The organism is Sphingomonas hengshuiensis (genome assembly GCF_000935025.1).
Taxonomy (GTDB): Bacteria; Pseudomonadota; Alphaproteobacteria; order Sphingomonadales; family Sphingomonadaceae; genus Sphingomonas; species Sphingomonas hengshuiensis.
Window position 1 is genome coordinate 312,850 of the sequence record NZ_CP010836.1, and the last position, 15,280, is coordinate 328,129.

Here is a 15,280-nt window from a genome sequence, read left to right on the forward strand (position 1 = left end):
CGCGCGCGGGCACCTGCGCTACCGGGGAGACATGAAAACGAACGCACATCGATTGGTCTGGGATCAGCAGATCCCGCTTGCGGCTGGGCTATTGCTCGCACTGTTCGGGTTCGTGCTTGGCTACGGGGTGGGCGGTACGGCGCTGCAGCTAAATCCTTTCGCGGCCGACCATCCGGCCGAGGCACCGATCGCCAAGATGCTCGTCTGGTGCCTGGCGCTGGTGATCGGTTGCGGGTGCCGCGGGCCCATCGCCGACCTGCTTGGGCGGCGAGGCTCGCCGTTGCTTCTGCTGGTCCTGGCATTCGCGCCGGTGATGATCGCGGATATGCTCGCCTCGCGCTTCGCGATCGGGCTTTCAGGGTACCCGACCTGCGCGCCCGGTGCGATACCGCTGCCCGGCTTTGACAGCTTTCTGCCACGCGGCATGCTGCTCGGCACTGCCGTGTTGCTCTCGCTTCTGGGCTGGAGCCAGTATCTTACGAAACGTGCCGCCGCCGAAGCCGCTGAACTGGAGCCGGTCGTCGCTTGCCCTGAGCCTGGGGAAAGCCCTGTACTGGCCGGCGAATGGCTCGCACTGCCCGAGGCCCCGCATTTGCGGCTACGTCTTGCCGACATCGTGCTGATCCGGTCTGCAGGCAATTACAGCGAGATCGTCGCGGACGGACGTGCGCATCTAGTGCGCGTCGCGCTGACGGACCTGGCGCACCGGCTCGCGCCGGTGGGCTTCATCCGCGTCCATCGTCAGACTGTGGTGAATAGCCGACAAGTGCGAGAGATCCGCAAGGGGGCGGGCGGGAGCCGCATCGTCGAGTTGCTGTGCGGCGTCTCGGTCACACTTGGGCGAAGCTATGCGCGCTCGGTTTTGTCTGCGCCGTAACAGTGTGACGGATTGCTTTTTAAATAGTCCCGGTCGTCAGCGCGTGATGGACCCCTTCGATCACCAACGCTGTCCACATGATGTTTGTAAGCATTGCCACGGCACCAGTGTTTCGCCGAGCGCGACCTTTGCGCGGTAGTCTGCCATCAGAAGGCGAGGCCGTCAGCGTTGGTATCGCCCTCCGGCGAAGCCGGATTCTGATCACTTCGATGCCGACGAAGCCTTGCAGAGAAGCTGCGACCGCGTTGCGGCAGCCGTTCATTGCTGAGGGCCAGGCCAAGATCGTCGTGCCGGACATCGATCAGATCGGCGAGACGTTCATTGAGCCCGAACACGACCAGAATGTCGGCGAGCGTGCCGATCCCGACTCCCGCCTCACCCTTTTCCATCCGGATTATGGTGCTGGTCGAGGTGCCTGCGCGCACTGCAAGGTCGCTGATCGCCATGCCGCGGCGAAGGCGCGCAGCCCGCAGGTCCTTGCCAAGCCTAACCAACACCGACCGGGTTTTTGCCGACGACAGGATAACGATCCATATATGAGGTCTTGTGCCTTGTAAGTGATCATATATGACAGGTTGGTAGTTGCGTAAAGGTTTGACGTGTCGTTGCACGCGCATCAACCAACATAGGAAATGTGCTTTCTGTCGGTGGCATCTCGTGCCGCGACGACCATCCTGTCCGCCGCTCCTTTTTTGCGCTTCGCCGCCCGGAGGAAAGGCATTCTCCTGAGGCCCGGCCCTGGTCTGGCTGTCGCTTCTACAGCGGGCGGCCCCGCGGGCGCCCCGAAGAGGAAGAGCGCGGCCGGTTCGGCCGTGACGGGTCAGGGTCGAGAGAGAGTCTCTCGGCACCCGTCGCGGAGAAATTCCATGGCGACTGTCCTCAATCAAGCATCCGCGCCGCCCCGGCGTCCGGGTTCCTACAAGGTCGATATCTCGCGAGGATCTCGCATCGGGCGCGTCTCGTCCGAATGGTTCTCGCGCCCCGACGACGAGCGCTATCTCTCGCTGCGCGAGCTCCACGCGGCGACGCTGGCGCGCGCAACGCGCGCCACGACCCGTACCGTCGAGACCCGCGAGGTCCGGGTGGAGGCGAGCCGCGACAATGCCGAACGCCTCGCGCTGTTCGTGCCGGGCCGCGACGAACCTGTGGCGCCGACCCACTGGTCGTTCGGCCAGCTTTGCAGCCTGGTCGGCGCGCCTTCGGTCTGGACGCGGTACGCACACGGCTGCTCGCACAGATATTGCCCGAAGATCGTCCCTGATACTCTCATGACCGGGAGGCATCGCCTCCGTTGCTGCGCTGGCGAGAGTCCGCGCCATGCGCCTTCCGAGAGGGCGACGGGTCGGCATCGCGCGCGCCTGTGCAACCCGTCCGCGCGGCTATTTTCCGCCGCGGGCCTGCGGCCCGCTTTGCATCGCGAAGCAAAATAGCCGCGCTCCCGGGTCCTCCGCTGCGCTTCGGCGCCCGCCGGCTTTGCCGGTCGCTGCCCTCGGTCGTGCGCGGGCGCGCGCGATACCGCCTCTTGTCGCCAGGAAGGCCGCAGCGACGCGGCCCCAGCCAGGAGCACTTCGGATGGACGATTTTCACGACAGGGCGGGCGAGGGCGGATCGCAATTCGCCCATTTGCTGGAGGAGCTGGAACTGTTTGGCCGACGGCCATTCGACGATGATCTCGATCCGAGGCCACTGCCCGAGGGGCGCCTGATCGAGGCAGCGACAGCCGACGCCTTCGACGCGATGGGCGCCAGCCTCGCCGATACCCGCCTCGAGCCCGAACTCGAGGAACTGCTCTGGGGGTTCACCAATGTCTTTCACCGCGCGACCGAGCGGGCCGACCGGCAGCTGGATTCCAACGAGCTGGCGCAGAAACGCCTCCAGCGCGAGCAGGACGGGTCCGAGGTCAAGTCGGTCGAGCTCGAAACACTGATCGCCGAGGGCCGGACCATGATCGAGCGCCGCGACGCGATGGAAGCGTATCGCGAAGCATTCGCCGAGCAGTTTCGCCACTATTTCCGCAAACCCTGGCTGCCCAAGAGCGGGTCGATGCTCAACCGCACCGCGATGACCGCGGCGGTGATCGAAAGCCGCGAATTCGTGAACGATCGGCGCTGGACCGATGCAAAGCTCCTCCTGCCACCCGGCGAACGCATTTATGTCAGCGGTGGCACCGATTACATGGAGCATCGCACGATCTGGCAGGTGCTCGACAAGGTCCATAGCCGCCACCCGGCGATGGTGCTGATCCACGGCGGGTCGAGCAAAGGCGCCGAGCACATCGCTTCGCTCTGGGCGGGCGAGCGCAAGATCCCGCAGGTGCCGTTCAAGCCCGACTTCGTGAAGCACAATCGGGCATCCGCTCCGTTCAAGCGCAACGACCGCGTGATTGCCTGCATGCCCCGCGGCATCATCATCTTCCCGGGCGGGGGCATTCAGGACAATCTGTTCGACAAGGCGCGCAGCGCCGGCATCGCGATCATCGACCGCAGGCAGCGATGATCGTCGCCTCCAACGCAGCCCAACCCGGGCGAGCCAGGCCTGGGCCCGCGCCGGCGGGGCCGCAACGCGGGCCCAGGCCCCGCGTCCTCCACTTTGTTCCGGCCCTGCGGGTGCACCCCGCCTCCTGACGCGGGCCCGCACCGTCTCTCCCCCGGCTTCGGCCGCCATGCGATGGAGAAGGATAATGAACCGCGAGCTTGGAAGGTTGCGTCTTGCGATGGACGCCATGCCCGACCCTGAATGGCGGGTATTTTGTCGGGCACGCTACTGCGACCTCGACTATTTCCAGATCGCGGCCGAGCTCGACATCGCCGTGTCCGAAGTCGAGCGCCTTCTCGCCTCCGCGATGCTGCATCTCATGCAATTTCGGGAATGACCGGCAGGAACATTGAGGAAACGGTCGGCCACAGCTAGGAAATGATCATGCGCGTCGATCTCGATCACTTGCCCGATGTCCAGCAGGCCGAGCTGGCGCGCGTGCGCGACACGCTGATGGCGGAGTTCGCCCGGGCGAACTCGACCTCGACTCAGCCGTGGAAGAAGAACGGCAAGATCCTCAAGATCATCCTGTTCGGCAGCTATTCGCGCGACGATTGGGTCGATGAGCCGGACAACGGTTACCAGTCGGACTTCGACCTGCTGGTGATCGTCAGCCACGAGGACCCCACCGATATCGCCGCTTACTGGTATATCGCCGAGGACAAGATCCTCCACGATCCCGCGGTGCGCCGGCCGGTCAACATCATCGTCCACACCCTCAATGAGGTGAATCAGGCGCTGCACCGCGGCGAGTATTTCTGGGTCGATATCGTCCGCGACGGCGTGGTGCTGTACGAGTTGCCGCAGCATGCGCTGGCGGCGCCGAAGCCGCTGACGGCGGCGGATGCATTAATGATGGCGCAGAAATATTTCGACCATTGGTATCCTGACATCGCTGATCTCCTCTCAGGTGCGGAGCACTATCTGAGCATCGGAAACAGGAATCTCGCCGCCTTTACGCTGCACCAAGCGACAGAGCGTGCCTACGCGTGCTTTCTGTTGGTACGGACGCTCTACTTCCCACGGTCGCACAACATCAAATTCCTGCGGTCATTGTCAGAGGACAAGGAGCCGCGCTTGGTCGATGCATGGCCGCGTGCGACTCGTATTGATCGGCGCCGTTTCGAACTGTTGAAGCGAGCCTATGTCGAGGCGCGCTATTCGCCCAGCTATGAGATCGAGAACGAGGATCTCGCGACGCTAACGGCATCGGTGAGCCGGCTGCGTGATATCGTGCAAGTGTTGAGCCTCGAGCAGTTGGAAATCCTGCGTTCGGAAGCAAACGCCTGACAGGTGTCAGCACTGCAGTATTAGTGGGCGTTTCGCGCCTGCGGCGCGACCGCGCTCTATGCCGCTGCGCGGCACCGAGCCCCTTTAGGGTCTCTGCCGCCAGAGGCGGTAACGATCGCGAACGCGAGAGTTCAGTTAGTCAGCTTTGTGCCCCAACTGTTGTCGTTCAGCGCCTCTATCCCTGTCCCCAATACCCGCCGTTCCCGCAACCCGCCGTCGCACGCGCACGAAGGTCCGGAGCTGGGAGATTGTGTTGAAAAAGGCGGTGTCTGTCGCCGGTCGGCGTGATGGCTGAGCGACGCTGACGAGTTGCCTCGTCGCTCACCGCGCTCCTGCCATGGCCGGCATCGGGATGAGCTTGGCGAGCTTGCGGAGGTTCTGGGCGGTGGCGGCGAGGAGGAATTCGTCCTTCGCTCCGTTGGGCCCTCGCAGCCGCAAGCGCCGCAGATTCAGGATGCGCTTGAGATGCGCGAACAGCATCTCGACTTTCTTTCGCTGTCGTCGGGATGCGACATAGGCGTCGGTGGTGGCGATATCGCGCGCCATGTCGCGGGCGCCCTCGTGGATCGAGCGCAGGATCTTGCGGGCGGGCGCGTTGGGGCAGCAACGCGGCTTGAGGGCGCAGGCGTCGCAATCGAGCTTGCTGGCGCGGTACCGGGTCATCCCCTCCGCATCGACGAAGGGAAGCGCTTCCCGGTAGTGCTTCCGGCGCTGCCGCAGGCGCTTGCCAGCGGGGCAGACATAGCTGTCGTCGTCATGGTCGAAGACGAAGTCGGCGCGCTCGAAGCTGCCGTCGCGCCGGGCCGACTTGTCGAACACCGGGATGTGCGGCTCGATGCCGCGTTCCTCCACCAGCCAGGACAGGTTCCTGGCATCGCCATATCCGGTATCCGCCGCAAGCCGCTCGGGCCACAGCCCGAACCGGGTGTGCGCACGCTCGATCATCCGGCGCTGGGCGGTGACCTCGGCCTGGCGGATGGCGGTGGTCGCCTCGACATCGACGATCACGGCATGGTCGAGGTCGATCAGATAGTTGGTCGAATAGGCGAAGAAGGCGCGGTCGCGCGACGCCGCCGTCCACCGCGCCGCCGGATCGGCCACCGCCAGCTGCTTGGGCGGCACCGGCGTCGCGCCTCCGAACGCGGCATCGTCGAGCACGGCCAGATATTCCCGCACCGCATGGCTGGCGCTAGCCGGCGGAAGCTGACCGGCATGATCGACGACATGCTGCCGGCTGGCATCGGCCCGGATCAGGCTGGCATCGACTGCGAAGCCTTCGCCGCCCACCAGCTTCTCGGCAATGCAGCGCGCCACCGTCGTTTCGAACAGCCGGCGGAGCAGGTCGCTGTCGCGGAACCTGCCGTGCCGGTTCTTCGAGAAGGTCGAATGGTTGGGCACGTCGCCTTCCAGCCCGAGCCGGCAGAACCAGCGATAGGCCAGATTCACATGCACTTCCTCGCACAGCCGGCGCTCGGAGCGGATGCCCATGCAATAGCCGATGATCAGCATCCGCAGCATCAACTCGGGATCAATCGAGGGGCGTCCCGTCTCGCTGTAGAAGGGGCGCAGCTGTTCGCGTAGGTCCGACAGGTCGACGAAGCGGTCGATCGAGCGCAGCAGGTGGTCCGCCGGCACGTGCCGTTCCAGGTTGAAGCTGTAGAACAGCGACTCCTGCGACACGGTTCGCTCGCCCATCATCCGCATGTCTCCCAACGACCGGTAGGAGTGAATCAGACCGTCACCGCGACTTCAAGAGCGGGTTTTTCAACATTAGGTAATGGTCTGGCTGCTCTTCGATGGAGACCGATAGGATCGGCTCCGATGTAGAAGAGGAGAACGACCATGGATTACTATGCTGGCCTGGACGTGTCGCTGGAGAAGACGCACATCTGCGTCCTTGATCGTGACGGCACGGTGATACACGAGGTGACGGCGTCGTCATCAGCGGAGGCGATCTCGGCGGCCCTGGCCAAGGCCCCGGCGTGTACGCGTGTGGTGTTCGAGACGGGCCGCATGGCACCGATGCTCTACCATGGCTTGGCCGAACTGGGCGTGCCGGTTGTCTGCGTCGAGAGCCGGCAGGCATATCAGGCGCTGAAGACGCTGGCGACACACAAGACTGACCGCAATGATGCGCGTGGGCTGGCTCAGTTGGCGAGGACGGGCTTCTTTAAGCCCGTGCACGTGAAGTCGCTACCGGCACATGCGGTGCGCGCGCTGATCATCGCGCGCAAGAAGCTGGTCGGCCAGCGCGTCACGCTCGAGAACCAGATCCGTGGCCTCGCGGTCGTGTTCGGCGTCCGGTTGCCGCGTGGCCTCAGCCCCGCGTTCGTAGACCAGGTGATCGCCATGAGCGAAGGCATTGCGGGCCTGTCAGGCGCCATGCGAGGGCTCGTGGCGGCACGCCATGCCGTACTCGGCGCGATCGCGGCCATCGACGCCGACATGAAGAAGCTGGTTCGCGCGTCCGATGCGTGCCGCCGGCTGATGACCATCCCTGGCGTTGGGCAACTGACCGCGCTGGCGTTCACCGCCGCCATCGACGATCCGGGCCGCTTCCGCCGCTCGCGTGATCTCGGTGCCTATCTCGGACTGGTGCCGCGGCGCTACCAGTCGGGCGAGATCGACTATGTCGGCGGGATCTCCAAAGTTGGCGACCGACGCGTTCGAACCCTGCTCTATGAGTCGGCCAACGTCATGCTCACCCGCTACAAGGGCGATCTGAAGCTGAAGGACTGGGCGCTCGCCATCGCCAGGCGCTCGACCATGCGCAAGGCGCGGATCGCGCTCGCCCGACGCCTCGCCATCATCATGCACTCCATGCTCCGACACGGCACCGACTTCCGACCGGCCTAATCTCCGCCGACCAAGAGACAGGAGGCCGCACCGAGCTCCCGAGCGGGAGCAACGCCCGAGGGAGGGAGCAAATGATGGCGCCGATTCTGTAGCATGCGGCCGACCCGTCGACCGACTGCGCTTTCAACCAAGCCACGTTGCACCCAGCTGACCCCATCAAGTGCCGATATCGAGCACGCAGAGAACGCAGGCACCCAAAGGCACCCAATCCGCTCAGGACCGAGCAGCCAGACCTTGCCCTATTAGAGAACACAATTGGGACGTAGCCGTCGTTCGCGATCGCAACTGACAGCGTCTGGTTTCGGATAAACTGGACGATTGGTTGACGGAAAAAGGTTCGCCGCGGAAGCAGGTCTGGTTGCTAAAAGACCGGCAGATTTCGGGTCGCAAATATCAGAAAACTGTCCTCTCAAGTAGGAAAGGGACAACGCCAAAAACTGCCATGAGCAATGAACAGTGCAGCCGGCTGTCCACGCAACGATACTGTCACATCCGGCTCATATGCATCCCCCGCGATGGCCGCCACAATGCCCCTTTTGCGCGAACAGCGCGCCGAACTGCTGCACTATGTCGGCCGGCAGGTTCGCGATTCAGCATTAAGCGAGGATATCGTCCAGGAAGCCTATCTGCGACTGCTGAGCTTCGAGGCGAAGGCGGACAATGTCGTCACGAACATTCCTGCCCTGTTAAAGCGCATTTCGATCAACCTTGTTCGCGATCATTTTCGACGGGAAGGCCGAGCGTCAACGGTTGAGCTGTCTGAAGCGATGCCCTGCCCGAACTCCGCAATCGACTTACAGTTGGAGCGCAAGGAACTCGTCGATCAGGTGTTCGCGATCCTCAAGGAGATGCCAAAACTGCGCCGCGAGGTCTTCATTCGCCGCCGGGTGCATGGAGAAACAGCCGGGGAGGTCGGCGAAGCACTTGGCCTGTCTCCCAGCGCCGTTAGCAACCATGTCGCACGAGCGGTGCTGGATCTCGATGCGGCGATCGAGAAGATCGAAAAGCGTGGCGGCTATCACGGAGCCTGATCCCATCAAATGGGAAGCTGCGCAGTGGGTCGAGCGTCACATGGACAATGCCCCGTTCGACGAGGCAGGCTTCCGCAGCTGGCTGTCCGGCAATCCGCGTTGCCAGCCCATTTTCGAAACGATGTGGCAGCGCGTGATGGGACCAGACATGGACTACGCACTGTGCGATTATGGCCGCCGCAAAAGCATGGCCCGCAAAAGACTGGCGAGCGCCGCAGTCGTCGCGCTGCTTTCGCTCGTCAGTTATCAGTCACTGCCGTCGATTGAGCTGCAACTCGCCACGCCACAGACATTCGAGGTTGCGGACGGCGCCGTTCGTTCGATCACGCTGCCAGATGGCAGCCGGTTAACCCTAGGGGGCGGGGCCAAGGTCAATGTTCGCTTTACGCGCAGCGATAGGGTCGTCGATTTTTCACAAGGTGCCGTCTTCGCCGATGTTGCGCATGATTCTGATCGTCCCTTCCGCATTCGGACCAATGGCGCTGACATCGTCGATATCGGAACCAGCTTCGAGGTGCTCAGCAAGCCATCGGAAGTGCGTGTCACGGTCACGGAGGGCGAGGTCGAACTTAAGCATCAGGGATGGTTCGGTACACCGGTCAACCTGAAGGCAAGCCAAGCAGCCACACTAAGCGGCTCGAGCGTCAGCCGGATGAAAAATGTCAATCTGAGCGATGTGGCGCGTTGGCGTGATGACTGGGTCGAATACAGAGGCACTCCGTTGCGACAGGTGATTGATGATCTCCAGAGTTTGTCGCCGCTGCCAATCGAGATTGAGGGCGACAGGCTAGCAAATCAGCCAGTGAGTGGCCGTATCAAGCTCTCCAGGCCATCGGAACAGTTAGACAACCTGGCTGTGATCCAGTCCTTCCGAATCGACAGGACAAGCCATGCCCTGATCCTGAGGGAAGAATAGGGTCGCGGCATGCGAGACCCATGTCATTAAAATGCAACAAAAAACTTTGTGAAACTTGTCCTCTCGCAGCGTCTTAGGTCTGAAGAGTTTCAGCCTTGGCGCCGGGGGGTTCGGGTGTACGCATACTACCGCTCGCTCCGCGCGAGCATCGATACGTCCATTATCATAGCGGCATGCGCCGCTTCGCCGACTGTTGCCCAAACTCGGATCAGCCTGCCCGAGTCGAGCTTGGAAGAAGCATTTAACGGGCTCTCTCGGCTGACGGGCATACAGATACTGGTCAATCAGAAGTTGGTGCGCGGAAAGGGGGCTCGCGCTGTGAAGGGCGCGAGTTCTCCCGATGCAGCGCTGGCTGAAATGTTGCGCGGTTCCGGTCTGACATTCGATAGGCGCGGTCGGACATATCTGATAATCCGGGCACCTGGGAATGATCGACCGCAAGCGCAGCGTCCTCGGCCGGAGGTGAAGAAGTCGGTCGCCAGTCGACCTTCGGGCGGTCGAGATGGGCTCAATCTGGACACGATAATCGTGACAGGGACGGCGCAAGGGCAACGTCAGTTCCAAGCATCTTATGCAGTAACCGCGCTCTCTGAACATGACATCCAGCGCATTGGAGCGACGAGCACGGCGGACATGCTGGGTAAAGTGCCCGGCATCTATGCCGAAGCGAACTCCGGCGAGGCGCAGAATGTGTGGCGCATTCGCGGCTTGCCCGACTCTGGATATTTCACGGAGTATCAGGAGGACGCCGCTCCGATTCTGGCCCAGAACAGCATCGGGAACGGCAAGGCCGACGTGCTGAGCCGCATCGACATCATGACATCCGGTTTTGAAATCGTTCGCGGCGGATCGACTCCTGTTTTTGCCGACCAGGCAATCGCCATCATGAACAATGTCAGCCGCCGCGGCACCTCGACCGCAGAGGGTGCCGTGCGCCTGACTGGCGCTTCCATCGGCCTAGCGCGAGCGGATGCATATTATGCCGGACCGCTGGATCAGCATACCGCGATCGCGCTTGGCGGTTTCTATCGCGTCAGTGAGGGCTATCGCGACAACGGTTATCTGGGAGACAGGGGTGGCCAATTTCGCATGAATCTGACGCGCAGGTTTAGTGGTGGAGACCTAAACCTGTTCGTCCGAGTTCTTGACGATCGGAACGCGTTCTACCTGCCTATCCCCTTGGCTAATCCATACGATCCTGATGAGAGCCTTGCCGATGTTCTCGATCCCTCGAGGGGGACGCTCAATACGCCAGCGCTGCGCAACTCCCTCATTCTGTATCCATCTGCGGATGGCACCACCAATGCGGTGACGCGCGATCTCAGTGATGGCCGCCATATCAGAACTCAGACCGTCGGCCTCGATTTCCACCGAGATTTCGACAGCGGTTGGGCCCTCACCAACCGGCTGCGCTGGGCGCATGTCGATATGAGTTTCGATGCCCTCTATTCGGAGGGCAATCCGATCAGGGCCGAAGAGTTCTCCAATCGCTATATAGCGGCCGCCAGCGCAGCCTTTGGGCCCTACACATCTCTGGATTTCGCCCTTGCGGGCACAGGCGGAGCGACCCACTTCGATCCATCGCAGACTCATGGTCTCGTGCTGACTGGCAGCCTTCTATCGTACGTCACGACGGCTTCGTCGATCCTGAATGACATACGCGCCACCCGGAAATTCAACACCGGCTGGGGCGTGCATAATCTCACGATCGGTGCCGCAGCATCTCACTTCACGCATAGTTTCGACCGCTTCCGGCAGCGCTACCTGCTTGAGATGGCAAGCAATCCGCAGTTGCTCGATCTCGTCGCACGCGCTGCAGACGGAAGCGTGGTGGGCTACGTGACCGACAACGGCGTCCTAGCTTATGGTACCGGGCGTCAACTCGATGATGCCATGGCGAGCCACATGGCCTTTTATCTCAATGATGAGTGGCAAGTGGCCAATCGGGTCCGCTTGGATGGCGGCCTTCGTTGGCAATATCTGAATGTTAAGGGCGGACGGTTTGGCCAGTCGACTTACAATCTGGGTAATCCTGCCACACTCGCTGACGACAATGTGCAGGGCCTGACCGAACAATATATTCCAGTCTTAACAAGCCGGCGATTTTTCGCCTGGACGGCTGGCGCCAATCTGGAATTTTCCACGAAATTGGCCGCTTATGTGCGCTATGCGAGATCATACAACGCGCCGGATGCCAGCGCCGTGGTCAACGCTGAAGCGATCAGGCTGACAACCGTCGATCAGTATGAACTTGGCCTCAAGCTGAACACGCGCCGATTGCAGCTCTTCGCAACCGCATTTTTCGCCAGGTACGCACCGTTCACAGCGGTGGGTGACGGTATCGATCCCATCACAGGCATGGTTGTTCAACACAATTACTCAGGCGATGCCTTGGTCCCAGGCGTTGAAGTGGCCGCATCCTTTCGCCCTCAGCGCTGGCTGCGCATCGAAGCCACGGCCAACTATAACGATGTGAAAGTTGAAAACCTTTCTGATGATCGTGGCGGTCAAGCAGTGGACGTGAACGGGAACATGCCGTCCCGTCAGCCAAAATGGTATGGCAATATTTCGCCGACTATCAGCCTCGATCAGGGGCAGACCAGCTTCGATCTCTACGGCCGATACAATTTCGTCGGCAGTAGATGGACCGACGTGATGAATAACACTCTGTTGCCTGCCTATCAGAATTTCGATGTTGGTCTGAACCTTCGGCAAGGTAACTGGGATCTCCGAATCACCGGGCGGAATATTACCAACACCTTTGGCCTGAATGAGGGCAACCCTCGCACCGATCAATTGACCGGCCAAGGCACGCCAACGCCAATCTACGGCCGGCCAATATTCGCCAGAACATTCGAGTCAGCGATCACCTATAGATTCTAACAACGGATAATTACCATGATATCATTTTTCATATTTAGCGAGATCATGGTGAGGTAGATCGCCCGCTAAATAAATAACGAATTCCGTAATTACCTCAACACCCCCTGCCGGGGTGACCGGCACCGCTTTGCCTGAGCAAATTCACTTTCAATAGAAAATATCATTCCGCTGCGCGGAGAGGATTCATTTCAAACATTTTCGAGGTTATCATGAGATCTACATTTTTCACCGGCGTTGCACTTGCTGCTTTGACCATTCCTGTTTGCGCTCATGCCCAATCCACCGGCACGCTCGATATCGAAAGCAATGATATCGTCGTAACGGCAGGTTCGCCGACCAAGTCGCTGGGTGGCTTTGAGCAGGCTGAGACGACCAAAACCCGTGCTACGTTGAATCAGGAGTTCATCGCCAAGCAGCGCCCTGGTCAATCGGTTTTTGAGCTGATCAACCAGTTGCCTGGCGTCAGTGTACAGAATTCGGATCCGTTTGGCGCGGCGAATGCGACCATGTCGATCCGTGGCTTCGATTCTGGCCGCATCTCGCTCACGGTCGATGGTATTCCGCTCAACGATACCGGCAATTACGCCGTCTATGGCGCGCAGCAGCTCGACTCCGAACTGATCGAGCAGGTGTCGGTCAATCTCGGGTCCACTGATGTGGACTCTCCTACGGCGGCGGCCTCTGGACCGACCTTGAACTACCGCTTGATGAGTCCGACCGAGGAATTTGGCGGACGCGTTGCCGCGACCGTCGGCCGGTTCAACATGCATCGCTTCTTTGGCCAGATTAACACCGGCAATCTGACGGCCTCGGGAACTCGTCTATGGCTCGCGGCCAGCACCGTGTCCTACGATCCGTTCACCAATGATTGGGGCAAGACCGAGCGCACCCAGTTCAATGGAAAAATATATCAGCCGCTCGGTTCCAACGGTGATTTCATCTCGATTGCCGGAACGCACAGTCGCTATCGCAATAACCAGCCTGCATCGGTCCCGCTACGCACCGATGCAGTGGCCTACTCCGTCACAGGCAGCTCGCCGAACCAGACGCTGGTAACTACGTCTCGCGCTTTTGGCAGCGCGAGCGCCAATCGCTTCCCGACTGGTTTTGATCAGTTGCCCCTGAGCATCGCACGTTGCACGACGCCCGAGGGCACGGCTGGCGTGGCGGACGACGTGAACGGCTGCGGCACTGCTGGCGCTTACAGCTTCAATCCCGCCGACACTCGCAACATCCGCATCAACTCGCGCTTTACATTGGCGAGGGGCCTCGTCCTGACGGTCGATCCCAGCTTCCAGTCGATCAAGATGAATGGCGGTGGCACCGTCACGGCGCGCGAGGGTGTGCGGATCGTCAACGGCAAGACATATACTGGCTACATCGACGGACAATTCTATGGCGGCAGGGATCTGAACGGCGATGGCGATGTGCTCGATACCTGCTCGCCACTCGGTGCAGCCTGCGCTGCGTCGAACACCAAGGGTGTTACGATGCTGTCGCCTGGACAGGCGCGCACCAATCGGTTCGGCGTCATCGCATCGCTGCGCTATACGATCGATGAGAATAATACCGTCCGTCTCGGCTATTCCTGGGATTATGGACGCCAACGCCAGACGGGCGAACTCGCTCCCTTGAATCGCGATGGCACTCCCGTCATGGTATTTCCCATGGACAGTCCGACCGAGGCATTGAGCGGATATGTCCTGCAAAGTCGCGACCGTCGTTCCTTCGCCACGCTGCATCAGGTTTCCGCCGAATATATCGGCCGCTTTGCTGACGACCGCCTCGTCATAAATGCCGGGCTGCGGTCTCCCTGGTTCATCCGCGATCTGACGAACTATTGCTTCACGCGAACGGCGACGGGCGGGGTCAATTGCCTGGGCCGGGACAATGCTGCTGCCAATTCGGACTATGCGAGCCAGAACTCCTATTCGTTCAACGGAGGCACCAACACTGTTGCGGGACAGGCGGCACCACAGTCGCGAACCTACCGCTATCATGAGTTTCTGCCGTCTGCCGGATTCGTGTTTCGGCTCGATGATCGCTTTGTGGTCCATGCCAATTATTCCCGCGGCCTGCAGGTTCCGAGCGTCTCCAATCTCTACAACAGCTTCTACTATCCGCAGAGTGTCCAGAGCACCCGTCCGGTGCCTGAAACGTCGAACAATTTCGACGCAGGCCTCCGCTATGCCACGCGGAACCTAAAAATCGAAATCAGCCCGTGGTACACTCGCTATCAGAACCGCCTCGCGAGCGCGTTCGATCCCGTTCTCGACGTCACGGTTTTCCGTAATCTCGGAGATGTTGAGAAGTATGGCATCGATTTTCAAGTGGATGCGCGGCCGATCCCCGGCCTCGGCCTTCACGCCTTCGCCTCCTATCTCAAATCGACCATCCTCGATGACGTCCAGAGCGGCACGACGATCGTGAACGGGGTGGCAACTCCGGTTTATGCTGCCACTAAGGGCAAGCGGGAGTCCGGTTTCCCTACCGGAACGCTGGGTGGTCGCGTCGACTACACCACCGGTCCGGTGATGGTTGGCGTTCAAGCGAAATATACCGGCGGCCGTTATGTTAACGATCAGAACCGTCCGATCACTGCCAGCTACACCCTCAATGGCCAGAATGTGAGCTATCAGGTCTATGGTGCTCAAACGCCGAGCTACACGCTGGTTGATATAGACGCCAAAGTATCGCTGGAAAAGCTGGGTTTGAAGCGGGGAACCTACCTGCAGATCAATGTGACGAACCTGTTCAACAAGTTCTATGTTGGTGGTTTTGGTGGTGGATCGCTGTCTGCAGACAATGTCCCCTCGGCCAATATCGGCGTGCCGCGGACCTTCACCGCTACGCTCAACGCCGCATTCTGACATCTGGCAGCGCACCGGTCAC

Annotated in this window: 12 protein-coding genes; 10 read left to right on the forward strand and 2 right to left on the reverse strand. The window is 61.0% G+C overall.

The genetic code is table 11. The features are described from left to right. Nucleotides 1-31 precede the first annotated feature (31 nt). Nucleotides 32-877, forward strand: coding sequence for a LytTR family DNA-binding domain-containing protein (locus tag TS85_RS01445; RefSeq protein WP_044330010.1), 846 nt, complete (start codon nt 32-34; stop codon nt 875-877). A gap of 146 nt (nt 878-1,023) precedes the next feature. Here TS85_RS01445 and TS85_RS26365 read toward each other — a convergent pair whose 3' ends face one another. After that, nucleotides 1,024-1,323, reverse strand: coding sequence for a helix-turn-helix domain-containing protein (locus TS85_RS26365; protein ID WP_407082107.1), 300 nt, complete (start codon nt 1,321-1,323; stop codon nt 1,024-1,026). Between the two features lie 420 nt (nt 1,324-1,743). On the opposite strand from TS85_RS26365, the gene TS85_RS26370 reads away from it, so the two are divergent. From TS85_RS26370 to TS85_RS01465, 4 genes are all read left to right on the forward strand, one after another. Further along, nucleotides 1,744-2,307, forward strand: a complete 564-nt coding sequence (locus tag TS85_RS26370; RefSeq protein ID WP_227698628.1) for a hypothetical protein — start codon at nt 1,744-1,746, stop codon at nt 2,305-2,307. Nucleotides 2,308-2,449: 142 nt separating this feature from the next. Continuing rightward, on the forward strand, nt 2,450-3,373 hold the full coding sequence (locus tag TS85_RS01460; RefSeq protein ID WP_044330011.1) for a DUF2493 domain-containing protein: 924 nt from the start codon (nt 2,450-2,452) through the stop codon (nt 3,371-3,373). A 184-nt stretch (nt 3,374-3,557) separates the two neighbouring features. Continuing rightward, nucleotides 3,558-3,749, forward strand: coding sequence for a sigma factor-like helix-turn-helix DNA-binding protein (locus TS85_RS25145; protein WP_155006267.1), 192 nt, complete (start codon nt 3,558-3,560; stop codon nt 3,747-3,749). A gap of 47 nt (nt 3,750-3,796) precedes the next feature. After that, nucleotides 3,797-4,702 carry a HEPN domain-containing protein gene (locus TS85_RS01465; protein ID WP_044335662.1) on the forward strand — a complete coding sequence of 302 codons (906 nt, stop codon included), beginning with the start codon at nt 3,797-3,799 and terminating at the stop codon, nt 4,700-4,702. Nucleotides 4,703-5,023: 321 nt separating this feature from the next. On the opposite strand, the gene TS85_RS01470 is transcribed toward TS85_RS01465, so the two are convergent. Then, a complete protein-coding gene (locus TS85_RS01470; protein ID WP_044335663.1) occupies nt 5,024-6,400 on the reverse strand; it encodes an IS1182 family transposase in 1,377 nt (458 codons plus the stop codon). A 144-nt stretch (nt 6,401-6,544) separates the two neighbouring features. On the opposite strand from TS85_RS01470, the gene TS85_RS01475 reads away from it, so the two are divergent. The 5 genes from TS85_RS01475 to TS85_RS01495 all read left to right on the forward strand — a co-directional run bounded on the left by TS85_RS01475 (nt 6,545) and on the right by TS85_RS01495 (nt 15,258). Beyond that, the gene (locus TS85_RS01475) at nt 6,545-7,558 is read left to right on the forward strand and encodes an IS110 family RNA-guided transposase (RefSeq protein WP_044330013.1); all 1,014 of its coding nucleotides are present in this window, start codon (nt 6,545-6,547) and stop codon (nt 7,556-7,558) included. A 515-nt stretch (nt 7,559-8,073) separates the two neighbouring features. Beyond that, complete coding sequence (locus tag TS85_RS01480; RefSeq protein ID WP_044330014.1) at nt 8,074-8,589, forward strand: RNA polymerase sigma factor; 516 nt, start codon at nt 8,074-8,076, stop codon at nt 8,587-8,589. Further along, a complete protein-coding gene (locus TS85_RS01485) occupies nt 8,567-9,505 on the forward strand; it encodes a FecR family protein (protein ID WP_044330016.1) in 939 nt (312 codons plus the stop codon). The genes TS85_RS01480 and TS85_RS01485 overlap by 23 nt, the downstream gene beginning before the upstream one ends. A 114-nt stretch (nt 9,506-9,619) precedes the next feature. Continuing rightward, complete coding sequence (locus tag TS85_RS01490; protein ID WP_162184679.1) at nt 9,620-12,388, forward strand: TonB-dependent receptor domain-containing protein; 2,769 nt, start codon at nt 9,620-9,622, stop codon at nt 12,386-12,388. A 209-nt stretch (nt 12,389-12,597) separates the two neighbouring features. Continuing rightward, nucleotides 12,598-15,258 (forward strand): TonB-dependent receptor, encoded by a 2,661-nt coding sequence (locus TS85_RS01495; protein WP_044330018.1) that lies wholly within the window; start codon nt 12,598-12,600, stop codon nt 15,256-15,258. Nucleotides 15,259-15,280 lie beyond the last annotated feature (22 nt).

Bases quoted from the DNA above. Each gene is read 5' to 3' on its own strand.
- TS85_RS01445 (WP_044330010.1), top strand. From the start codon at position 32: ATGAAAACGAACGCACATCGATTGGTCTGGGATCAGCAGATCCCGCTT.
- TS85_RS26365 (WP_407082107.1), bottom strand. From the start codon at position 1,323: ATGGCGATCAGCGACCTTGCAGTGCGCGCAGGCACCTCGACCAGCACC.
- TS85_RS26370 (WP_227698628.1), top strand. From the start codon at position 1,744: ATGGCGACTGTCCTCAATCAAGCATCCGCGCCGCCCCGGCGTCCGGGT.
- TS85_RS01460 (WP_044330011.1), top strand. From the start codon at position 2,450: ATGGACGATTTTCACGACAGGGCGGGCGAGGGCGGATCGCAATTCGCC.
- TS85_RS25145 (WP_155006267.1), top strand. From the start codon at position 3,558: ATGAACCGCGAGCTTGGAAGGTTGCGTCTTGCGATGGACGCCATGCCC.
- TS85_RS01465 (WP_044335662.1), top strand. From the start codon at position 3,797: ATGCGCGTCGATCTCGATCACTTGCCCGATGTCCAGCAGGCCGAGCTG.
- TS85_RS01470 (WP_044335663.1), bottom strand. From the start codon at position 6,400: ATGATGGGCGAGCGAACCGTGTCGCAGGAGTCGCTGTTCTACAGCTTC.
- TS85_RS01475 (WP_044330013.1), top strand. From the start codon at position 6,545: ATGGATTACTATGCTGGCCTGGACGTGTCGCTGGAGAAGACGCACATC.
- TS85_RS01480 (WP_044330014.1), top strand. From the start codon at position 8,074: ATGGCCGCCACAATGCCCCTTTTGCGCGAACAGCGCGCCGAACTGCTG.
- TS85_RS01495 (WP_044330018.1), top strand. From the start codon at position 12,598: ATGAGATCTACATTTTTCACCGGCGTTGCACTTGCTGCTTTGACCATT.